Genomic DNA, 21,827 nt, shown 5'->3' on the forward strand with positions numbered 1-21,827 from the left:
TTGATGTCGACGTCCGCCTCGGCGGAGGTCTTTACCTACATCGACGCACAGGGCAACCGCGTCTACACCGACCAGCCGCGCGCCAACGCCAAGCGAGTGCCGATCGCGACGAGCAATCGCATGCCGGTCCCTGCCAGCACCGCAGCGCCGGTCAGCACCGCGAAAAAATCCGCCGAACCAGCGCCCTTTCACTACGACATGCTGCGCATTCTGATCCCGGAGCCCGATGCTACTTTGCGCAACAGCGCCGGCGAGCTGATCGTCAGCGTCACCAGCGAGCCCGGCCTGCAAAGCGGCCATCGTTATCGCTTGCTGCTGGATGGCAAGGCCATTGGCGAGCCCGGCGTCAGCCCGGTATTTGCGCTGAGCAATATCGATCGCGGCAGCCACAGCCTTTCGATCGAAATCCTCGACGCCGCCGGGCGTACCGTGGAACGCACCGCCAATCAGCCGTTCCACATGCTGCGCATTTCCCTGGCGCAGAAACGTCAGGTCAAACCCTGTGTCGCCGACGACTATGGTGTGCGCCCGGAATGCCCGCTCAAGGACAAACCTGCTGAGCCGAAAAACCCCTTTCTGCGCTTCTTTTAACGCCCGCTGGCCGCGCGCACTCTATTGGTGCACTAAACTGCATCCCGCCCACAACCCAACCCATTTTGGTTCGAAACTTCCCGTTTGAGCTGGCTTCATGCCATACAAACGCGCGTCAAACGCCTGTTTCAGGGCTTAAACGCTTCTTTTCGGAGCCTTGGTTTGGTTTTTGCATTTTCCCGATATCAGCGCTTTGTTCTCGCGCACGCCTTGCTCCAAAAGGGGTCCAGATGACCATAAGCGACGCTATTCACCGTTTGCTGCTCGACAACCTGACCACGGCGACCATCCTGCTCGACGCCGAGCTGCGCCTGGAGTACATGAACCCGGCGGCGGAAATGCTGCTGGCGGTCAGCGGTCAGCGCAGTCACGGCCAGTTCATCAGCGAGCTGTTCACCGAATCCCCCGAGGCGCTCAATTCCCTGCGCCAGGCGGTGGAGCAGGCGCACCCTTTCACCAAGCGTGAAGCGATGCTCACCGCCCTCACCGGCCAGACGCTGACCGTGGATTACGCGGTGACGCCAATCCTCAGCAACGGCGAGACTTTGCTTTTGCTTGAAGTGCACCCACGTGATCGCCTGTTGCGGATCACCAAGGAAGAGGCCCAGCTGTCCAAGCAGGAAACCAGCAAGATGCTGGTGCGCGGCCTCGCCCACGAGATCAAGAACCCCCTCGGTGGCATCCGCGGCGCTGCGCAATTGCTCGCTCGCGAATTGCCCGAAGAAAGCCTGCGTGACTACACCAATGTGATCATCGAAGAGGCCGACCGCCTGCGCAATCTGGTCGATCGCATGCTCGGCTCGAACAAACTGCCGTCGCTGGCCATGTGCAACGTCCACGAAGTGCTCGAACGCGTCTGTCATCTGGTCGAAGCCGAAAGCCAGGGCTGCATCACCCTGGTGCGTGATTACGACCCGAGCATTCCCGACGTATTGATCGACCGCGAGCAAATGATTCAGGCGGTGTTGAACATCGTGCGCAACGCGATGCAGGCGATCAGCAGCCAGAACGAGCTGCGCCTGGGCCGCATCAGCCTGCGCACCCGCGCCATGCGCCAGTTCACCATCGGCCACATCCGCCATCGTCTGGTGACCAAGATCGAGATCATCGACAACGGCCCGGGCATCCCGGCGGAACTGCAGGAAACCATTTTCTTTCCCATGGTCAGCGGCCGCCCGGACGGTACCGGGCTGGGCCTGGCCATTACCCAGAACATCATCAGTCAGCACCAGGGCCTGATCGAGTGTGAGAGCCATCCAGGCCACACCACCTTCTCGATCTTCCTGCCACTGGAACAAGGAGCCACATCGACATGAGCCGTAGTGAAACCGTGTGGATCGTCGATGACGACCGTTCTATCCGTTGGGTCCTGGAAAAGGCCTTGCAGCAGGAAGGCATGACCACCCAGAGCTTCGACAGCGCCGATGGCGTGATGAGTCGTCTGGCCCGGCAGCAGCCGGACGTGATCATTTCCGATATCCGCATGCCGGGCGCCAGTGGCCTGGATCTGCTGGCGCGGATTCGCGAACAGCACCCACGGCTGCCGGTCATCATCATGACCGCTCACTCCGATCTGGACAGCGCTGTCGCCTCCTATCAGGGCGGTGCTTTCGAGTACCTGCCCAAGCCTTTCGACGTCGATGAGGCGGTATCGCTGGTCAAACGCGCCAATCAGCATGCCCAGGAACAGCAAGGCCTGGAGGTTGTGCCAGCCCTGACCCGCACCCCGGAAATCATCGGCGAAGCGCCGGCGATGCAGGAAGTGTTTCGCGCCATCGGGCGCCTGAGCCACTCCAACATCACCGTGCTGATCAACGGCGAATCCGGTACCGGTAAAGAACTGGTGGCCCACGCCCTGCACCGTCACAGCCCACGCGCGGCTTCGCCGTTCATTGCCCTGAACATGGCGGCGATTCCCAAGGATCTGATGGAATCGGAACTGTTCGGCCACGAGAAAGGCGCGTTCACCGGCGCGGCGAATTTGCGTCGCGGTCGTTTTGAACAGGCGGACGGCGGCACGCTGTTTCTCGATGAAATCGGCGACATGCCGGCGGACACCCAGACCCGTCTGCTGCGCGTGCTGGCCGATGGCGAGTTCTACCGCGTCGGCGGCCATGTGCCGGTGAAAGTCGATGTACGCATCATCGCCGCGACCCACCAGAATCTGGAAACGCTCGTCCACGCCGGCAAATTCCGTGAGGACTTGTTCCACCGCCTCAACGTGATCCGCATCCACATCCCGCGCCTGTCGGATCGTCGCGAAGACATCCCGACCCTGGCCCGGCACTTCCTCAGCCGCGCCGCGCAGGAACTGGCGGTCGAGCCGAAGCTGCTGAAAAGCGAAACCGAGGAATACCTGAAAAACCTGCCGTGGCCGGGCAACGTGCGCCAGCTGGAGAACACCTGCCGCTGGATCACCGTCATGGCCTCCGGCCGTGAAGTGCACATCAGTGACTTGCCACCGGAACTGCTCAACCTGCCGCAGGATTCGGCGCCAGTGACCAACTGGGAACAGGCCCTGCGCCAGTGGGCCGATCAGGCCCTGGCCCGTGGCCAGTCGAGCCTGCTCGACAGCGCAGTGCCGGCGTTCGAGCGGATCATGATCGAGACTGCTTTGAAGCACACCGCAGGACGTCGGCGTGATGCGGCGGTGCTGCTGGGTTGGGGGCGGAACACCTTGACGCGCAAGATCAAGGAACTGGGGATGAAGGTTGATGGTGGGGATGATGATGAGGGGGAAGAGGGTTAAGTCTCCGGTTCTCCGCTGAACCCATTCTCGAGCAGGCTCGCTCCCACAATTGGAATGCGCTTCCCCTGTGGGAACGAGCCTGCTCCTGGCGGCGTTCCGACGAAGCTTTTTGCGCAGCATGCACCGCATCAATGCACGATGACCCGGGATCGCGCAGAGCCCGATGCTCATCGCCCAGTTGCAAAGTGTTGAAAATTCCAGACTTCAAATAAGCGAAAGCCCCGTATTCCGGGGCTTTCGCTTTCCCAAAGCGTTTTTTGTTTCAGCAAATTTAAACCTGGCACGCACCCTGCAATACCTATCTCAGGTGATTCGTTTCACCACCCGTTTCGGGGACCTTGGTACAGGCAGGCCGGGGATTCCCCTCTTTACATCGGGCTCAGACCGCAACGGATGAGTCCACCCTTTTGGGATCCTTGGTACAGGCAGGCCGGGGGTTCCCTCTTTACACCGGGCCGACGCTGAACGCGACGCCCATGCTTTTGGGAACCCTGATACAGGCAGGTCAGGGATTCCCGCTTTTACACTGCAGCGCCCCCGCCCCTACTCGAGTCTCGGGCGCCCGGGCGCATGATGTGGGGGCTGGTTTTGCCACGTCGGGTCAGACCTCCTTATTTCCTCCTCCAGCCTGTCCAGCATTTTTCCAGGGCTGGCTTCATCAGTTGCAATACGCAGCAAACTTCTTTGCTCACCGTAACTGGCGTTTTGGAAACGCTCGATAAACGACCAGACCCGGCGCTGCAAAAGCAGCCGCTCAACCTGAAATTCCGGCGTACGCACCAGATTTCTGATTTTTTTCATCATTGCGGAGTTCGCTTCAAGGACAAATGCATCCCACAGCGCAGACTTTTCAGCGTGTCGCGCTTGGGGAACATGGTGCATCCAGTGATGGATCCCCAAATCAGACTCGATTCTTCCCAGCCATAGATCGCTACCCGTCTGCCGACGTGCAGCTATCAGACGTCGCAGAGAAGCGGGGTCGGCAATCGGGCTGCCAGTGAGGTCAAAACCCTTTCTCAGCTCAATGTTTTCAGGAATTGCGCTGATCCCGGTATGGGCCAGATCCAGACGCGTCCTGGGAATATCGGATGTAACGCCGTCCGGGAAACTCTTTATACGAGTACGGTTGAGATCGACCTCCAGCAACGCCGTCATTCCCCGCAGTGAAGGCGCCACAGCCAGCCGGCTTTGCGACAAATCCAGTTTCTCCAGCCGCGTCGGACCGCTGGGCAAATCAAGCCCGGGCGGCGGCGAAGATATGTAGCTATGGGCCAGATTCAACTCTCGCAATGCGGACATATGAGTCACATCAGGCGCGTCTGTCAGATCGGGGTTATGGAACAGATCAAGCACCTCCAACCTTGACGCCGCGGGCAATTCACCCACCCCGTCAGGCGGACGACGCAGGCCACAGGAACGTGCGCGCAAGACCCGCAACTCGGTCATGCCGCGCACCGAAAAAGGCGGCCAGATACTGCAGTGCGTCAGGCTCAGCTCCCGCAAACGGATCAGTTGCGTGAAATGTTCAAGAGTGACCGACGGGAGCCAGAGTGTGGCTTCCTGCATCGTCAGGACTTTCAACGCCGGGAGTTTACCGATTTCGCTTAACAGTTCATGACTCTTGCCTTTGAATCTGCGTACTTCGAGGGTTTCAATGTGGGAAAGCATCGAGAACACATTGCCCAGACTTCTTGAGGGACTTCCCTCCAGGACCAGGGATACGACGGCTCTGAGCGGAACCGAAAAACCCGGCGGCGCGAGATTGCCCCGACTTCCCAGGTCGAGCTCCAGCTTGAAACCGACCAGCCGCCCGTCTCGGTAGACTTTTTCCGAGTGTTCTCCCTGCCACTTGAACAACCGGCGCATGTTGGCACCTATTGCCAGCCGGCGCGTGCGCTCTGCATTGTCCTTGCCTTTGTAGCCCGTCTCCCAGGCAGTGATCTCACGGTCCAACCGAGGAAACTCCAACTGAAGCCGTTTGAGTTCCACTTCCGCCACCCCCGCTTCTCCATATCGCGCAATGAAATCATCGGCATGTTGATCCGTCGCGTCAGCAAAATAGCGTTTGACCTGCGCCCGTGTGGTCGCAACCAGAACCGGCGGTTGTGCCCCTGAGGGGCCGGCGCCGGTGAGCCAGGGGCGATGAAAGTTGAACGGGTTGGCAGGCGCCTGTGCAGCGCCGTCCATCCCACCGCGCAAACCGGTGAGCATGGAAACCCAAGCGTTCTGCTCGCTGCGGGTGATAGCCAGGGTTTCACCGCCAAGGCTGGCGCGGTAGATATTCGCGCTGTCGGCAGCGACGGGATCGTTGGGTTTGACCAGGCGCCAAACCCTGTATTCCGGACGGGAGGCATCCAGATCCTGCATGACCTGATACGCCTGTTCATGGATGACCACATAGAGCCTGCCTTCGTGACGTATCACGCCGTCGCTGCCCGATTGCGCGCCGCTGAGATCCGGCCCGGCATGAAAGCCGTCCAGGCTTTTGGCGGTCAGGGGGTTGGTGCGGGTGCTGAAGTCGCTGTGCGGATGCCAGATGCCGCTCTCGCTATCGCGCAACATCCATGGGCCGGAAGGGAACAACTCCCTGGAATGTCGAGCGCGATACCACCCCGTATCCGGATCCACTGCGACGAGAACGAGGCCACTGTCAGGTACGTCAACATAACAGCGATTTTTGTACATCCTGAAGCCTTCGCTATCAGCATCAGGCAGCTCGATCGCTGACGTTATCCGGTAGGTCTCCAGTGACCGGTTTATGACAGCGGGGCTTGCAGCAAGGTGCGGCGCCGGGCGAACTTCGAGCACCGGCGCCGGCAGGATCGCAACCGGGCCTGCGTCGTCGCCAGGTTTGGTGCTTCGCGACTTCAGATCATCGAGGCCAGCCCAGGGGACCGTGCCATCGCGGACGGGTACATCCGCCGCTATGAAATCCTTATCAGAGCTTCGCTTCGGGAACGTGTGGACATCCGTATCAACGTGGGTGCTGCCCCCGCGAGGTGGTTTTACTGGCATGTTTTTTCATCCTTGAAAAGTTGCCCCGGCTTTTGTGCAGGGGGTAGTAGTGTCGGCATCGTGCCGCCCGCTGTTTACATCCCCCTAAGCAATACGCGGACGCTTGGGCAGAGGGTGCAGCGGTTGATTCTGTCGCCCTGCGTCATAGCTGCGGATTTCATTCTCCAGCCGGTCCAGCATCCTCCCGGGACTCGTTTCCGTATGAAGAATGGCGTCGAGCCTGGCCCGCTCAGTAGCGTCGGCCCGGTCATACATTTCCAGAAACCACCACACACGCCGCTGCAGCAGCGGGCGTTCGACGTGAAACTCGGGCGTTCGACTCAGCCGACGAAGAATGCCGGTCACTGCTATTGGCATTGCGGCGTTATGCCTGTCCCACAGCGCTTGTTTTTCCGCTATCTGGTCCTGTGGCACATTGCGTAGCCAGAGATCGGCAGACCCATCGCTGCTTTCCTGCCCAAGCCAGATATCGGTGCCTGTCTCGGCACGTGCTCGTATCAACCGCCGTAGCGAGGCCGGGTCCGTGATCGGATTGCCGATGAGATTGAAGCCCGCTCTGAGCTCCACGGATTCGGGAATCGACCTGATGTGATTGTCCGCAAGATTCAGTTCTCTTGCGGGAATCCTGTCGGTAATGCCCTCGGGAAATCGTTGCAATCTTGTGTTGGAAAGATCCAGCTCCTGCAGCGCGGTCATGTTTTCGAGTGAAAGGCTGTTCGCAAGCGGATTGCCCCCCAGTCTCAACACTTCAAGCTTCGACGCCACGTCGATGGCCTCAAGACCGGAAGGCAGCAGGTGTATTCCGGTGCGGCTCAGATCCAGCACTCGCAGTTCAGTCATCCCTCTGAGGTCAGCTGCCACTTGCAAAAAGGTGACTTGCTCCTGATGCCGCATTTGCATGTCGAGGCTATTCACCGGGGCCTCGAATGTATTGCAAAGCCATAGCTCATGTAGCCTGGCAAGGCCTCGTACGGAAAAGTCAGACGTCAATTCACAGTCCTGCAAGTGCAGCCTTTGCAGACGCGGGAATCTTTTCAATTGCTCGGCAAAGCGCGAATCCAGACTGAATTTTGAAGGCACCCAATTAATCACGTCCCATCCTTGAAACCGGCCTTGCACTCCGATTTCCTGACTGGTAATCGTCAGACTTTCAAGGTTGGGAAATTGTGCGCAAAACACGTCCGGATCCAGCCGGCCACGGCCTCTTAAAGTCAGAGAAACCACTGAGCCGAACTTCAAGGAAAGCGGCTTTGCAACTGGCCAAATCGTCAGATCGATTTCCAGCTTGAAGCCCACGAGCCGCCCATCACGGTAGACGCGCTGCTCGGGCTGGCCTTGCCATCGGTACAACTGGCGAAACGTCGCCCACATATTTCGCGCCTCATGAAACTCGTTGTCCGATGAAATGGAACCTCGACTGATCGGCAGGTCAAAATCCGTCGAGTCCAATAGCGCAAGCCCAAGCTGGATATGCTTGAGCTCAAGCTCTGCCACGTCCTTGTCATCAAACCGGGCGATGAAGGCATCTGCGTCTTCGTCGGTCGTGTCGGGGAGGTACTTGCGGATCTGCTCCCGGGTAGTCGGTTCCAAGACTTCACGCGCATACCAAAGTCCGCTGCCCACATCGCGCAGCATTACCGGCCCGGATGGGAGCAACTCGCTTGGCCGCCGGGCTCGATACAAGCCCGTCGCAGGATCCACGGCGACAGGCACCAGGTCACCGTTGGCCAGGTCTGCGTAGGTTCGCCGACTGATCACCCGCAAACCTTCGCTGTTGACCTGTGGAAGTATCGCTCGGGCGTTGGTGACGTAATTGTCCAGCGAAGGCTGGGTGGCGGTCGGGCCAATACCCTCCGCGATTGCGCGAACTACAACGGCCGCGGCGGGGGGCACGGCATCCAGGGTGGCGTCGGTGGATGATCCGGCGCGCGGCAGCAAATGGTGCTGAGCAATATCCACATCGACGCCTGTGCGACCCGAGTGGCCGGGAAGCGAAGTGTCCACGTCTGCAGACCGATGTGGGCTGCCCGAGGCGTCCACGTGGGTACCGCCACCGCGAGGGGGTTTGACTGGCATATTTTCATCCTTGAAAAAGACGCCCCCTGCATTCCTGCAAGGGGACGACGGGTTTCGGCATCCTGCCGTTTGTAGGGGCGAACGATAGCGTGCACGAGCACGTGCTGGAGATGGGAAAGGAAGACGGTCGCAGTGGGAAACGACCTCAAAAAGTGTGGGAGCGCGCCCCAGTGATGAAGAAGTGCCGCTAGGGCTCGCTCAAACGGATCTCCAGTCGCCAGCGATCATCGACCTCGCTGCCGACCCAGTCGCCCCGCAACGGACGCGCTGCCAGCACCGTCAGCAACAATCCGCCATCACTCTTGCGCATGCGCCAGTTGACGTCCTTGCCGTTGAGCCTGAGCTGGCCTTTCTGCGGTCGACCTTCGGCCTGAAACAGCAGCGCGACGGTGCCGTCGATGATCTCGCCGTGCAGCTTCGGCTCATTGTTGAACCACACCACCAAGCCGCCATCGGTAACCTCGACCTGCTCCAGCACGCTCGGATCCGGCGTGGTCAGCCGGCCGATCATCAAGCCGATCATCAAGCCGACAATCGCCAGCGAGCCGATGACTCGCGGGAATAGTTTCGAACGGTTGTCCACAGGCGGCGTAGAATGCCGCTCATCTTTACCTTCGGAGCCGTGCATGTTTCACGTCATCCTTTTTCAACCAGAAATTCCGCCGAACACCGGCAACGTTATCAGGCTGTGCGCCAACAGCGGCTGCCACCTGCATTTGATCGAACCACTGGGTTTCGAGATGGACGACAAGCGCCTGCGCCGTGCCGGTCTCGACTACCACGAATATGCCACGTTGCAGCGTCACGCTGACCTGGCCAGTTGTCTGGAAAGTCTGGGCAACCCGCGCGTGTTGGCCTTCACCACCAAGGGTTCGCGGCCGTTCCATGATGCCGCGTTCGTGCCCGGCGACGCGTTTCTGTTCGGCCCGGAAAGCCGTGGCCTGCCAGCGGACGTGCTCGACGCCCTGCCCGCCGAACAGCGCCTGCGCCTGCCGATGCGCGAAGGCTGCCGCAGCCTGAACCTGTCCAACACCGTGGCGGTCGCCGTGTACGAAGCGTGGCGGCAGAACGACTTCAAGTAACGCCGCAAAACAAATGTGGGAGCGAGCCTGCTCGCGATTACGGAGTGTCAGTCAACATTGATGTGTCTGACAGACCGCTTTCGCGAGCAGGCTCGCTCCCACATGGGTGAGGCTGAATCGTTATTGAACGGTCGGGGTCTCGCCGCTTTCCTGCATGCGCTGCAGCTCTTGCGCGTACAGGGCATCGAAGTTCACCGGGGCCAGCATCAGCGCCGGGAACGAGCCACGGGTAACCAGGCTGTCCAGGGTTTCGCGGGCGTACGGGAACAGGATGTTCGGGCAGAACGCACCCAAGGTGTGGCTCATCGAAGCCGCGTCCAGATTCTTGATCAGGAAGATACCGGCCTGTTGCACTTCAGCGATGAAGGCCACTTCTTCACCGTTTTTCACGGTGACGGAAAGAGTCAGCACCACTTCGTAGAAATCGCCTTCCAGCGCTTTCTGGCGAGTGTTCAGATCCAGACCGACCGCCGGATCCCACTGCTGGCGGAAGATCGCCGGGCTTTTCGGGGCTTCGAAGGACAGGTCGCGTACGTAGATGCGCTGCAAGGAAAATTGCGGTGCGGTTTCTTCTTCGCTGGCTGCAGTGTTCTGTTGGTCAGTCATCTCAGATCCTTATCGATCTTGGGTCTTTTAGGGAGTGCTGTACGTGGGTGCAGCCGTTCAGCCCTTGAGCAGCGCGTCGAGTTTGCCGGCGCGTTCCAGGGCGTATAAATCATCGCAACCGCCGATGTGCTTTGCGCCGATCCAGATCTGCGGCACGGACGTGCGCCCGGCCTTTTTGGTCATTTCGGCACGCAGCTGCGGCTTGCCATCGACCTTGATCTCTTCGAAGGCCACGCCTTTGCTGGCGAGCAGATGCTTGGCGCGCGAGCAGTAAGGGCAGTAATCGCTGGAGTAGACGATGACTTCGCTCATGTCATTTCACCAGCGGCAGGTTGTCGCCTTTCCAGCTGGAAATGCCGCCGGACAGCTTGGCGGCGGTGAAGCCGGACTTCATCAGCTCGCGGGCGTGGGTGCCGGCGGTCTGACCGAGGGCATCGACCAGAATGATGGTCTTGGCCTTGTGTTTTTCCAGCTCGCCGACGCGGGCAGCCAGTTTGTCTTGCGGGATGTTCACCGCGCCGACGATGTGGCCCGCGGCATAATCCTTGGCCGGACGGATGTCCACCACCACGCCTGCGTCTTTATTGACCAGTGCGGTCAGCTCGCCGGTGCTCAGGCTCTTGCCGCCGCCCTGCATCGTGTGCGCCAGCAACAGAGCCAGAAGTACGACGAAGATACCGACAAGAATGTAGTGGTTAGTGGCAAATTCAATCAGGTGAGCAACCATCGAAGGAGGTTCCAGGGCGTTAAAATGTCGGCCAGTATACACAGCCACTATGGTCGGCCAAACCCCGTCCGGCGGTGACGCGGTCGGAACTTCGCTTTAAACTCCAACTCCGTTTTCCATCGCCCTCTTCTTTATCAGCCACGAGTGGATTCCATGACGACTACGCCCAAACCTTTGGTCCTGATGATTCTCGACGGCTTCGGTCACAGCGACAGCCCCGAATCCAATGCCGTGTTCGCGGCGAAGAAACCTGTGCTGGATCGTCTGTGGGCCACGGTGCCGAACGGCTTGATTTCGGGCAGCGGCATGGACGTCGGCCTGCCGGACGGCCAGATGGGCAACTCCGAAGTCGGCCACATGAACCTCGGCGCCGGGCGCGTGGTGTATCAGGACTTCACCCGCGTGACCAAAGCGATCCGCGACGGCGAATTCTTCGAAAACCCGACCATCTGCGCCGCTGTCGATAAAGCCGTGGCCGCCGGCAAAGCCGTGCACTTCATGGGCCTGCTGTCCGATGGCGGCGTGCACAGCCACCAGGATCACCTGATCGCCATGGCCGAACTGGCCTTCAAGCGCGGCGCCGAAAAAATCTACCTGCACGCCTTCCTCGATGGCCGCGACACGCCGCCGAAAAGCGCCGCTTCGTCGATCGAACTGCTCGACGCGACTTTCCAGGCCCTCGGCAAAGGCCGGATCGCCAGCATCATCGGCCGCTATTTCGCCATGGACCGTGACAACCGTTGGGATCGCGTCGCCCAGGCCTATAACCTGATCGTCGACGGCAATGGCGAATTCAACGCCGCCACCGCTCAGGAAGGTCTCGAAGCCGCCTACGCCCGTGGCGAAAGCGACGAATTCGTCAAAGCCACTTCCATCGGTGAGCCGGTGAAAGTTGAAGACGGCGACGCCGTGGTGTTCATGAACTTCCGTGCCGACCGCGCCCGCGAGCTGACCCGCGTGTTCGTCGAAGACGATTTCAAGGAATTCGCGCGCGCCCGCCAGCCAAAACTGGCCGGTTTCGTCATGCTGACCCAGTACGCCGCAAGCATTCCGGCACCGTCGGCCTTCGCCGCCGGCAGCCTGGAAAACGTTCTCGGTGATTACCTGGCAAAAAACGGCAAGACCCAGCTGCGCATTGCTGAAACCGAAAAATACGCCCACGTGACCTTCTTCTTTTCCGGCGGTCGCGAAGAACCGTTCCCGGGCGAAGAGCGCATCCTGATCCCGTCGCCGAAAGTCGCGACTTATGACTTGCAGCCGGAAATGAGCGCCCCGGAAGTCACTGATCGTATCGTCGACGCCATCGAAAACCAGCGCTACGACGTGATCGTGGTCAACTACGCCAACGGCGACATGGTCGGCCACAGCGGTGTCTTCGACGCGGCGGTCAAGGCGGTCGAGTGCCTGGACACCTGCGTCGGTCGCATCGTCGAGGCGCTGGAAAAGGTCGGCGGCGAAGCACTGATCACCGCTGACCACGGCAACGTCGAGCAAATGGCTGATGAATCCACCGGTCAGGCGCACACCGCGCACACCACCGAGCCGGTGCCGTTCATCTACGTCGGCAAACGCGACCTGAAAGTGCGCAAAGGCGGCGTGCTGGCGGACGTAGCGCCGACCATGCTGATGCTGTTGGGTCTGGAAAAACCGGCGGAGATGACCGGGACTTCGATCCTGGTGTAACGCGAATCCAGAAAACGGCGAAACCTGCTGCAAGAGACTTTGTGGCGAGGGGATTTAGCGAACCGTCGCAGCGCCCCGCTGGGTGACGCAGCCGCCCTGAAATCGAACACCGCGGTATCTCTGCTACACCGCATGTGCTGGTTTTACGACTGCTGCGCAGCCGAACGGGGATAAATCCCCTCGCCACAGGTCACTCCTGCATTGGTGTGGAGTGTTTTTCTGTCCAGTTATCACACAGCCCCAATTGGGCGTTTTTTTTGCAGCCTCGGGCGGGCATACTAGGCCGTCCTCTACCCTGGTGCCGCCCGCCCCTATGCTTCGCGTCCTGATCGCCCTTGCTCTGACCTGTCTGCTCCAGCCGGCCTTCGCCGACGAGCGCGCGCAAACCCAACAGCAGTTGGAGGCCACGCGTCAGGATATCGCCGAGCTGAAAAAACTCCTGGGCAAGCTGCAGGAAGAAAAGTCCGGCGTGCAAAAAGAGCTCAAGGGCACTGAAACCGAGATGGGCAAGCTGCAGAAGCAGGTCGACGCGCTGCAGAAAGAACTGCAGAAAAGCGAATCCGAGCTACAGCGGCTCGATGCAGAGAAAAAAAAACTCCAGAGCGCGCGCACTGAACAGCAGCGACTGATCGCCATCCAGGCCCGAGCGGCGTACCAGAACGGCCGCCAGGAATACCTCAAGCTGCTGCTCAATCAGCAGAACCCCGAGAAGTTCGCCCGCACCCTCACCTATTACGACTACCTGAGCCAGGCACGCCTGGAGCAGTTGAAGAACTTCAACGAAACCCTGCGCCAGCTGGCCAATGTCGAAAAAGACATCGGCCTGCAGCAAGCGCAGTTGCTGGTGCAGAAAAGCGACCTCGACACGCAGCGCGAAGCACTCGAGAAAGTCCGCAAGGAACGCCAGCAGGTCCTTGCCAAACTCAATGACGACGTCAAGGCCCGCGACCAGAAACTCGCCGCCCGCGAGCAGGATCAGGCAGACCTGTCTAAAGTCCTTAAAACCATTGAAGAAACCCTGGCCCGTCAGGCTCGTGAGGCAGAAGAAGCGCGGCAGAAAGCGCTGATCGCCCAGCAGGAAGCGGAAAAAAAGCGTTTGCGTGAGGCGCAGGCTGATAACAGCGACGCCCCACGAAAACCCGCCAGATCAAGCCCCGGCGCGCTGGTATCGAGCAGCGGCGAAACCTTTGGCGGGCCTTTTGCTGCAACCCGGGGAAAACTTCCGTGGCCGGTTGATGGTCGATTACTCGCGCGCTTCGGTGAAAGCCGTGGCGACGACGCCCGCACCAAGTGGGATGGCGTGATGATCAGCGCCTCCGCCGGCAGCCAGGTGCACGCCGTACACGGTGGGCGCGTGGTGTTCGCCGATTGGCTGCGCGGTGCCGGTTTGCTGGTGATCCTCGATCACGGCAACGGTTTTCTGAGTCTTTACGGCCACAACCAGACGCTGCTCAAGTCGGCGGGTGATGTGGTCAAGGCTGGCGAGTCGATTTCCACTGTCGGTAACAGTGGCGGTCAGGACACGCCAGCGCTGTATTTCGCAATTCGTCAGCAGGGTCACCCGAGTGATCCGGCGCAATGGTGTCGTGCGCAAGGATAAGCGCACCATCTAATTCAGGAGTTCGTTCGACATGCTGCATTTGTCCCGCCTTACCTCGCTGGCCCTGACGATCGCCTTGGTGATAGGCGCGCCTCTGGCGTTCGCCGCACAACCGGCCCCGACCGTCGCTCCGGCAGGCACTGCCGCGACCGCCAAGGCGCCGCTGCCGCTGGAAGAGCTGCGCACCTTCGCCGAGGTCATGGACCGGATCAAAGCCGCGTACGTCGAGCCTGTAGACGACAAGACCCTGTTGGAAAACGCGATCAAGGGCATGCTCAGCAACCTCGATCCGCATTCGGCCTACCTTGGCCCGGAAGATTTCACCGAGCTGCAGGAAAGCACCAGCGGTGAATTCGGCGGCCTGGGCATCGAAGTCGGCGCCGAAGACGGCTTCATCAAGGTTGTCTCGCCGATCGACGACACCCCGGCGTCGAAGGCCGGCATTCAGGCTGGCGACTTCATCGTGAAGATCAACGGCCAGCCAACCCGCGGCCAGACCATGACCGAAGCCGTCGACAAGATGCGCGGCAAGATCGGCCAGAAAATCACCCTGACCCTGGTTCGCGATGGCGGCACGCCGTTCGATGTGACCCTGGCCCGTGCAGTGATTCAGGTGAAAAGCGTCAAGGCGCAACTGCTGGAATCGGGCTACGGCTACATCCGCATCACCCAGTTCCAGGTCAAGACCGGCGAAGAAGTCTCCAAGGCTCTGGCCAAACTGCGCAAGGACAACGGCAAGAAGCTCAACGGCATCATTCTCGACCTGCGCAACAACCCGGGCGGCGTACTGCAATCGGCAGTGGAAGTGGTCGACCACTTCATCACCAAAGGCCTGATCGTCTACACCAAGGGCCGCATCGCCAACTCCGAATTGCGCTTCTCCGCCACCGGCAAGGACGAAAGCGAAGCGGTGCCGATGGTCGTGCTGATCAACGGTGGCAGTGCCTCAGCTTCGGAAATCGTCGCCGGCGCCCTGCAGGACCAGAAACGTGCCGTGGTCATGGGCACCACCAGTTTCGGCAAGGGCTCGGTGCAGACCGTGCTGCCGCTGAACAACGACCGCGCGCTGAAGATCACCACCGCGCTGTACTTCACGCCGAACGGCCGCTCGATCCAGGCTCAGGGCATCGTGCCGGACATCGAAGTGCGCCGCGCGAAGATCACCAACGAAGCCGACAGCGAATACTTCAAGGAAGCCGATCTGCAAGGTCACTTGGGCAACGGCAACGGCGGCGCCGACAAACCGAGCGGTTCCGGCGGCAAGGCCAAAGCGATGCCGCAGGATGACGATTACCAGCTGGCCCAGGCCCTGAGCCTGCTCAAAGGCCTGAGCATCACCTCCGGCCGCTGAGGATGTTGCTCCGCGCACTCTGCGTCCTGTTGTGCTGTCTGGCGGGTTTTGCCCAAGCAGAGCCCGCCAGCTCCTCGCCGCACAAAGCCTACCTGACATTGATCATCGATGACCTGGGGCAGAACCTGCCCCGGGATCGCCGCGTGCTCGCCCTGCCCGGCCCGGTCACGGCGGCGATCATGCCCGACACCCCCCACGCCACCGAATTTGCCCGCGAAGCCCATCGCGCCGGCAAGATCGTCATCCTGCACATGCCCATGGATCCGGCCACCGGGCCGTACGCCTGGCACCCCGAACTGCCCATCGAAGAGCTGCAGAAACGCCTGAATGCCGCGTTTGAAAAAGTCCCGTTCACCGCCGGCATCAACAATCACATGGGCAGCCGCATGACCGCGCAGCCTGCGGCGATGGCGTGGTTGATGGGCGAATTGCAGCGTCGGCACAAGTTCTTCGTCGACAGCCGCACCAGCGCTCAAACGGTCGCTGCGCAGCAGGCGCAGAAAATCGATCTGGCCAGCGTTTCCAGAGACGTGTTTCTCGATGATGAGCGCACCGAAGCGGCCATTGCCAATCAGTTGCAGACCGCGATCACCCTGGCGCACAAACAGGGCTCAGCGGTGTTGATCGGCCATCCGTATCCGCAGACCCTGGCGGTGCTGGAGCGCGAATTACCCAGACTCAAAGCGCAAGGCATCGACTGGATCGATATCCGGCAGATGATCAGCGTGCGCAGCAACCGCGCCATGGCTGGGCATGGCAAGGATGGCGTTTACCGGTAAAACCCTGTGACGCTGGCACATACATAGTTACCACCCGATAACCGTCCCCGTTTCCGATAGTGCGACCTGCAACAGGTCGCGACGCCCTCGCGTCGCTTTCAACTATCAGGAATCATCATGACTATCGAAGACAATATCGCAGCGCTGCCACGGCAAATGGAACCGATCATCCAGGACAACCTGCTGATCAACTTCACCACGGAGTTCAATCGGGTCTGGAGCAGCAACGGCTCGAAAGCGAAACCCGCCACCTTCTGGCGCCCTGCCCCCGCTCCGGATGCACTGCCGGGCTATTTCCCGCTGGGCGATATGCTGATCCCCGGCGATGCCAATATCAACGGCGAAGTAGTCGCGGCCGTAGTCTGCGAGAGGGATTTGAAAGGAGTCGAAAACGCCAGAGGCAAGGCACTGGCGCGCCCTGTCGATTTTGAACTGGTCTGGAAAGAAACCGGGGCGCCCAATGTTGCGCGCCTGTCGATCTGGCGCCCTTTGGCACCTGTCGGTTACGTCGCCTTGGGGCAAGTCTGCACCACCGATCATTGCAAACCTTCGCTCAACTCAGTGCGCTGCGTCAGGGTCGACCTCGTCGTCACGGCGAACCTCGGCGAGTTGATCTGGAATGACAAAGGTAGCGGCGCCAAAATGAGTTTCAGTGCCTACGCCATCGAACCGCCGACTGCGGCAGCAGGCGAAATCCTGTTTGCAGCGGGCACATTCGCCGGCATTCAGGGCTACAGCAAGCCTGCGGCACCTTCATCGGCGTACGCGTTGCGCATGCAGATCCCTGTGCAACTGAGCGAACCACCGCAGGTTCCGGTTCTCGGTGGCTATGCCAAGCCAGCCGAAAGCGAACCCGCCACAGTCACACATGTTGCCCGCCTGCCCTGGTTCGCGGTGCGAGACCATGCGCATCCCGGTGAGCAGTTTCGCAACTCACCTTACTACGCACTCAAGAGGACCGACCAATACGTGCTCATCGGTTATGAGCGCAATGAGGCAGACACATACCGCGCGACAAAATGGACTGCGCCGCGCGCGCAGAGCGCCGTGACGATGCGGATGTTCCATAGCTTCACCGCGATGGAAATTGTAAAAGCCTGGCCATCCGCGCCTCTGAGCGACATCCGCATGACCAGATTCTCGGCTTGCCTGCCGAAGGCCCTGACCCACACTGAAGCGTCTTCCAACGGCTGGCACGAGCTGCGACCGCAGATCGTGATTGCCATGGTGCCAAAACAATCAGCCGTAGCGGTCTATCAGATGCAAAGCCATTACGAACTGGTGAGGGAAGACGGTACTCAAGTGGCGGTCGATTTCGGCTATACCGACGACTCCAGCGTTCTGCTGACGCAATACCCGCCGCAATCCATCGAGTCAGTCAGTTCGTGCCCATCGCTGACGTCGGATATCCCCGCTGAGACAGGCATCGACAGCACCAACGTAGAAGCGCTGCCATCGCCTGATCTGGATGTGGTCACAGATAGCGCGCCATGATTTCATCGACCACGCCTTCTTTGCGCAGTTGATCCAGCGCGGTCTGAAGCTTGTTGACCACCTCATCGGAAACATCCTTGTTCAGCGCCAGGTACAACTCGGCGCTGTTGAAGCGCAGTACGGTCTTCAGGCCGGTCACGCCATCCTGCCGCGCCAGATAACGGCCGGCAGGATCACCCGTGGCCCACAGATCGATCTGACCGTTGAGCAGCTTTTTAGCGTTGTCCTGATCGCGCAGCACCACCACCGGTTTGAGGCCTTGCTTGGTGAGTGTCTCGGCAATCGCATCACCCTTGTAGGCGCCGATCTTGTATTTGCGCGCGTCGTTGAGGGTGTCGAGGGTGATCTTGCTGTCAGCCTTGGCCAGCAGGATCCAGTCATCCGGGCCGATCGGGCCGACCCATTTGAACAGTCTTTCGCGATCGGGCAGGCGCGCCATGACGAAGGCCCCGTAACCGGGATTTTCCAGGGCGAGCTTGTAGACACGTTCCCAGGGGAAACGCAGGGTCAGGCTGTAAGTGAGGCCGGCGCGCTGGAACATCTCGCGAACGATGTCCGTGGCAATACCGTTGATGTTGTCGCCCTGGGCGAAATTCTTGCCGTTCTTCGCCATGTTGTACGGCGGGAAGTTCTCGGTGAGCAGCACCAGATCGGTGTCGGGACTGATTTCGGCCCGGGCATTGCTGATGAACAACAACGAGGCGCTGGCGAGAACAACAAGCAGGCGTTTGATCATGTCGGGCTACCGGAATCCATGGCGTGCCCAAGAGTGCCTTGGGCGCGCCATGCTGTCCACTGGCCTGTACGCTTTAGCGCATGACGATGCCGCGATGCGACATGTAGGCCTTGGCTTCCTGCACGGTGTATTCGCCGAAGTGGAAAATACTTGCCGCCAGCACCGCACTGGCATGGCCTTCGAGAATGCCGTCGGCCAGATGCTGCAAATTGCCGACGCCACCGGAAGCGATCACCGGAATGCCCAGCGCGTCGCTGATGGCGCGGGTCACGCCGAGGTCGAAGCCGTTTTTCATGCCGTCCTGATCCATGCTGGTCAGGAGGATTTCGCCAGCACCGAGGCCTTCCATTTTCTTCGCCCACTCGACCGCGTCGAGGCCGGTCGGCTTGCGCCCGCCGTGGGTGAAGATTTCCCAGCGCGGGGTTTCGCCGGGGCCGGAGACTTTCTTGGCGTCGATGGCGACGACGATGCACTGCGAGCCGAAATGCTGCGCGGCTTCGCCTACGAATTCCGGGTTGAACACGGCAGCAGTGTTGATCGACACCTTGTCCGCGCCAGCATTGAGCAGGTTGCGGATGTCCTGCACGGTACGCACGCCACCGCCGACGGTCAGCGGAATGAACACCTGGCTGGCCATGCGCTCGACGGTATGCAGCGTAGTGTCACGACCATCGACGCTGGCGGTGATGTCGAGAAAGGTAATCTCGTCGGCGCCCTGCTCGTCGTAGCGACGGGCGATTTCCACCGGGTCACCGGCGTCGCGGATGTTCTCGAACTTCACACCTTTGACGACCCGGCCGTTGTCCACGTCCAGGCAAGGGATGATGCGTTTGGCCAATGCCATAAGACTTAATCTCCGATTAAGAAGCTTCAAGCTTCAAGCTGCAAGAAAGGGCGGATTGCGGTCGCGCTTCTAACTTGCAGCTCGCAGCTTGCAACTTGAAGCTGCTTTTATCTGGCCGCGTAGCCATCACAAAAAGCTTGAGCCTCTGCAACATCCAAAGTGCCCTCATAGATCGCGCGGCCCGTGATCGCGCCGATGATGCCCGGTGCCTTGGCGTCGAGCAGCGACTTGATGTCACCCAGGTTATGGATGCCGCCGGAAGCGATCACCGGAATCCTGGTGGCAGCGGCCAGCGCAGCGGTGAACGGTACGTTGCAGCCCTGCATCATGCCGTCTTTGGCGATGTCGGTATAAACGATAGAGGACACGCCGTCGGCTTCAAACTGCTTGGCCAGGTCAATGACCTGCACAGTGCTGATCTCAGCCCAGCCGTCGGTGGCGACGAAGCCGTCCTTGGCGTCCAGACCCACGATGATCTTGCCCGGGAAGGCGCGGCAGGCTTCAGCGACGAACGCCGGATCTTTCACGGCTTTGGTGCCGATGATCACGTAGCTCACGCCAGCCTTGACGTAATGCTCGATGGTTTCCAGCGAACGGATACCGCCGCCAATCTGGATCGGCAGGGTCGGGTAACGCTTGGCGATCGCGGTGACCACTTCCCCGTTGACCGGCTGGCCTTCGAACGCGCCATTCAGGTCGACCAGATGCAGACGGCGGCAACCGCCCTCCACCCACTTGGCAGCCATGCTCACCGGGTCATCGGAGAACACCGTGGAATCTTCCATGCGGCCCTGGCGCAGACGTACGCAGGCACCGTCTTTGAGATCGATAGCGGGAATAATCAGCATGCTTTTTCCTTCGTCAAAAGAGCGGCAAGCTGCAAGCCATAAGCTGCGAGCGCGCACGCGCGTCTATATCTTGCAGCTTGCAGCTTGACGCTTGCCGCTGCTCTTAATTTTTTTCGAGCGCCCACAGGTCGCTTTCGATGCTTTCAAACCGTTCCTTGAGGTGGGCCTGCACATCGAAAATCGCCCTGTTGTAATAGTGCGGAGCAATCTCGCGGGTAAACAGCTCAAGAATTTCCGCCGCCTCGAACGACCCCAGGTCCAATTCGAAACGATCTTCCATGAACCGCTGAATCTTGCGATTGGCCTCGCTCTCCTGCTCGGGAGTGAGGGTCAGAATCGGCGGTTTGGATTTCTTGACAGCCATTTACCAGCGACCGTCCCACGCAGCGAAGTTCTGCAGCAGTTGCAGGCCGTGGGTATGGCTTTTCTCCGGGTGGAACTGCACGGCGAAACGCGAACCGTCGGCCAGCGCTGCGGCGAAATCGACACCGTAATGACCGCTGCCTACCACCTGCCGCGCATTGGCGGCGGCGATGTAGTAGCTGTGCACGAAGTAGAAACGCGCCAGATCCGGGATGTCATGCCACAACGGGTGACTGATGTTCTGCTTCACCTCGTTCCAGCCCATGTGCGGGACCTTCAGGTGCTCGCCGTCTTCGTGCAGATCCTTGCCGAAGAATTTCACCGCGCCCGGAAACAGGCCGATGCAGTCGACGCCGGCGTTCTCTTCGCTGGTATCGAGCAGGGCTTGCATGCCGACACAGATTCCGAGGAACGGCCGATCCTGGCTGACCTCACGGACCAGCGAATCGAAGCCGAGGCGACGGATCTCCGCCATGCAATCGCGAATCGCGCCAACGCCCGGGAATACCACGCGGTCGGCTTCGCGAATCACGTTCGCATCGCTGGTAATCAGCACCTTGCCAGCGCCGACGTGCTCAAGAGCCTTGGCCACCGAGTGCAGATTGCCCATGCCGTAGTCGATAACTGCAACCGTCTGCATTACAGAACGCCTTTGGTCGACGGCATTTGCCCGGCCATGCGCTCGTCCAGCTCGACGGCCATGCGCAGCGCGCGGCCGAAAGCCTTGAACACGGTTTCGATCTGGTGGTGGGTGTTGGTGCCGCGCAGGTTGTCGATGTGCACGCTGACCAGCGCGTGGTTGACGAAGCCCTGGAAAAACTCCTGGAACAGGTCAACGTCGAAACCGCCGACGGTAGCGCGGGTGTACGGCACGTGCATCTGCAGGCCCGGGCGACCGGAGAAATCGATCACCACGCGCGACAGCGCTTCATCGAGCGGCACGTAGGCATGGCCGTAGCGACGGATGCCTTTTTTGTCGCCGATGGCTTTGGCAAACGCCTGGCCGAGGGTGATACCGACGTCTTCCACCGTATGGTGGTCGTCGATATGCAGATCGCCCTTGCATTCGATATCCAGGTCGATCAACCCGTGACGGGCGATCTGATCCAGCATGTGCTCAAGAAAAGGTACACCGATATCGAATCGGGCCTTTCCGGTGCCATCAAGGTTGATCGAGGCTTTGATCTGGGTTTCCAGAGTGTCGCGCTCGACAGACGCCTTACGTTCGGCCATCACCAGCTCCGCAAAATCATTGGGCGAAAAAGGCAGCCATTATAGGCACG

Annotated in this window: 21 protein-coding genes; 9 read left to right on the forward strand and 12 right to left on the reverse strand. The window is 60.2% G+C overall.

The genetic code is table 11. From position 1 onward, the window contains the following. The first annotated feature begins 3 nt into the window (after positions 1–3). From JWU58_RS25670 to ntrC, 3 genes are all read left to right on the forward strand, one after another. Positions 4–591 carry a DUF4124 domain-containing protein gene (locus JWU58_RS25670; RefSeq protein WP_206421212.1) on the forward strand — a complete coding sequence of 196 codons (588 nt, stop codon included), beginning with the start codon at positions 4–6 and terminating at the stop codon, positions 589–591. A 230-nt stretch (positions 592–821) separates the two neighbouring features. Beyond that, entirely contained in the window at positions 822–1,907 is a 1,086-nt protein-coding gene (glnL, locus tag JWU58_RS25675; protein ID WP_024011230.1) for a nitrogen regulation protein NR(II), read from the forward strand. Then, positions 1,904–3,340 (forward strand): nitrogen regulation protein NR(I), encoded by a 1,437-nt coding sequence (gene ntrC / locus JWU58_RS25680; RefSeq protein WP_016772108.1) that lies wholly within the window; start codon positions 1,904–1,906, stop codon positions 3,338–3,340. The genes glnL and ntrC overlap by 4 nt, the downstream gene beginning before the upstream one ends. A gap of 543 nt (positions 3,341–3,883) precedes the next feature. Here ntrC and JWU58_RS25685 read toward each other — a convergent pair. From JWU58_RS25685 to JWU58_RS25695, 3 genes are all read right to left on the reverse strand, one after another. After that, the gene (locus JWU58_RS25685) at positions 3,884–6,355 is read right to left on the reverse strand and encodes a leucine-rich repeat domain-containing protein (RefSeq protein ID WP_206421213.1); all 2,472 of its coding nucleotides are present in this window, start codon (positions 6,353–6,355) and stop codon (positions 3,884–3,886) included. An 84-nt stretch (positions 6,356–6,439) separates the two neighbouring features. Beyond that, positions 6,440–8,431 (reverse strand): leucine-rich repeat domain-containing protein, encoded by a 1,992-nt coding sequence (locus JWU58_RS25690; protein ID WP_241196142.1) that lies wholly within the window; start codon positions 8,429–8,431, stop codon positions 6,440–6,442. A 187-nt stretch (positions 8,432–8,618) separates the two neighbouring features. Further along, on the reverse strand, positions 8,619–9,059 hold the full coding sequence (locus JWU58_RS25695) for a hypothetical protein (RefSeq protein ID WP_016772112.1): 441 nt from the start codon (positions 9,057–9,059) through the stop codon (positions 8,619–8,621). Here JWU58_RS25695 and JWU58_RS25700 point away from each other — a divergent pair. Then, a complete protein-coding gene (locus JWU58_RS25700) occupies positions 9,058–9,513 on the forward strand; it encodes a tRNA (cytidine(34)-2'-O)-methyltransferase (RefSeq protein ID WP_206421214.1) in 456 nt (151 codons plus the stop codon). The two genes, JWU58_RS25695 and JWU58_RS25700, sit on opposite strands and share 2 nt — an antisense overlap. Positions 9,514–9,633: 120 nt before the next feature. Here the strand turns inward: JWU58_RS25700 and secB are convergent, their stop codons facing one another. The 3 genes from secB to JWU58_RS25715 are packed head-to-tail and all read right to left on the reverse strand — an operon-like array spanning position 9,634 to position 10,846. Next, positions 9,634–10,119, reverse strand: coding sequence for a protein-export chaperone SecB (gene secB / locus JWU58_RS25705; RefSeq protein ID WP_016772114.1), 486 nt, complete (start codon positions 10,117–10,119; stop codon positions 9,634–9,636). 57 nt (positions 10,120–10,176) lie between these two features. Further along, positions 10,177–10,431: a glutaredoxin 3 gene (grxC, locus tag JWU58_RS25710; protein ID WP_016772115.1), complete on the reverse strand. Its 255-nt coding sequence runs from the start codon at positions 10,429–10,431 to the stop codon at positions 10,177–10,179. A gap of 1 nt (position 10,432) precedes the next feature. Beyond that, positions 10,433–10,846, reverse strand: a complete 414-nt coding sequence (locus JWU58_RS25715; RefSeq protein WP_016772116.1) for a rhodanese-like domain-containing protein — start codon at positions 10,844–10,846, stop codon at positions 10,433–10,435. A gap of 153 nt (positions 10,847–10,999) precedes the next feature. Here JWU58_RS25715 and gpmI point away from each other — a divergent pair, with 153 nt between their 5' ends. From gpmI to JWU58_RS25740, 5 genes are all read left to right on the forward strand, one after another. Beyond that, on the forward strand, positions 11,000–12,529 hold the full coding sequence (gene gpmI / locus JWU58_RS25720; protein ID WP_206421215.1) for a 2,3-bisphosphoglycerate-independent phosphoglycerate mutase: 1,530 nt from the start codon (positions 11,000–11,002) through the stop codon (positions 12,527–12,529). 313 nt (positions 12,530–12,842) lie between these two features. Beyond that, positions 12,843–14,129, forward strand: a complete 1,287-nt coding sequence (locus JWU58_RS25725) for a murein hydrolase activator EnvC family protein (protein ID WP_206421216.1) — start codon at positions 12,843–12,845, stop codon at positions 14,127–14,129. Between the two features lie 31 nt (positions 14,130–14,160). Continuing rightward, entirely contained in the window at positions 14,161–15,480 is a 1,320-nt protein-coding gene (locus tag JWU58_RS25730) for a S41 family peptidase (RefSeq protein WP_039756590.1), read from the forward strand. Positions 15,481–15,482: 2 nt separating this feature from the next. Beyond that, a complete protein-coding gene (locus JWU58_RS25735) occupies positions 15,483–16,259 on the forward strand; it encodes a divergent polysaccharide deacetylase family protein (protein ID WP_206421217.1) in 777 nt (258 codons plus the stop codon). A gap of 117 nt (positions 16,260–16,376) precedes the next feature. Continuing rightward, entirely contained in the window at positions 16,377–17,753 is a 1,377-nt protein-coding gene (locus JWU58_RS25740) for a Vps62-related protein (protein WP_206421218.1), read from the forward strand. Here JWU58_RS25740 and JWU58_RS25745 read toward each other — a convergent pair. From JWU58_RS25745 to hisB, 6 genes are all read right to left on the reverse strand, one after another. After that, complete coding sequence (locus tag JWU58_RS25745) at positions 17,734–18,489, reverse strand: substrate-binding periplasmic protein (RefSeq protein WP_206421219.1); 756 nt, start codon at positions 18,487–18,489, stop codon at positions 17,734–17,736. The two genes, JWU58_RS25740 and JWU58_RS25745, sit on opposite strands and share 20 nt — an antisense overlap. A gap of 73 nt (positions 18,490–18,562) precedes the next feature. Continuing rightward, positions 18,563–19,333, reverse strand: a complete 771-nt coding sequence (hisF, locus tag JWU58_RS25750; RefSeq protein WP_016772122.1) for an imidazole glycerol phosphate synthase subunit HisF — start codon at positions 19,331–19,333, stop codon at positions 18,563–18,565. A gap of 107 nt (positions 19,334–19,440) precedes the next feature. Continuing rightward, on the reverse strand, positions 19,441–20,181 hold the full coding sequence (gene hisA, locus JWU58_RS25755) for a 1-(5-phosphoribosyl)-5-[(5-phosphoribosylamino)methylideneamino]imidazole-4-carboxamide isomerase (protein ID WP_039756586.1): 741 nt from the start codon (positions 20,179–20,181) through the stop codon (positions 19,441–19,443). Positions 20,182–20,284: 103 nt separating this feature from the next. After that, positions 20,285–20,545, reverse strand: coding sequence for a DUF2164 domain-containing protein (locus tag JWU58_RS25760; RefSeq protein ID WP_206421220.1), 261 nt, complete (start codon positions 20,543–20,545; stop codon positions 20,285–20,287). Continuing rightward, positions 20,546–21,184, reverse strand: coding sequence for an imidazole glycerol phosphate synthase subunit HisH (gene hisH, locus JWU58_RS25765; RefSeq protein WP_016772124.1), 639 nt, complete (start codon positions 21,182–21,184; stop codon positions 20,546–20,548). After that, positions 21,184–21,777: an imidazoleglycerol-phosphate dehydratase HisB gene (gene hisB / locus JWU58_RS25770; RefSeq protein ID WP_016772125.1), complete on the reverse strand. Its 594-nt coding sequence runs from the start codon at positions 21,775–21,777 to the stop codon at positions 21,184–21,186. Before hisB ends, hisH begins: the two co-directional genes overlap by 1 nt. Positions 21,778–21,827 lie beyond the last annotated feature (50 nt).

Origin of the sequence: Pseudomonas atacamensis, from assembly GCF_017167965.1 — a bacterium.
Taxonomy (GTDB): Bacteria; Pseudomonadota; Gammaproteobacteria; order Pseudomonadales; family Pseudomonadaceae; genus Aquipseudomonas; species Aquipseudomonas atacamensis.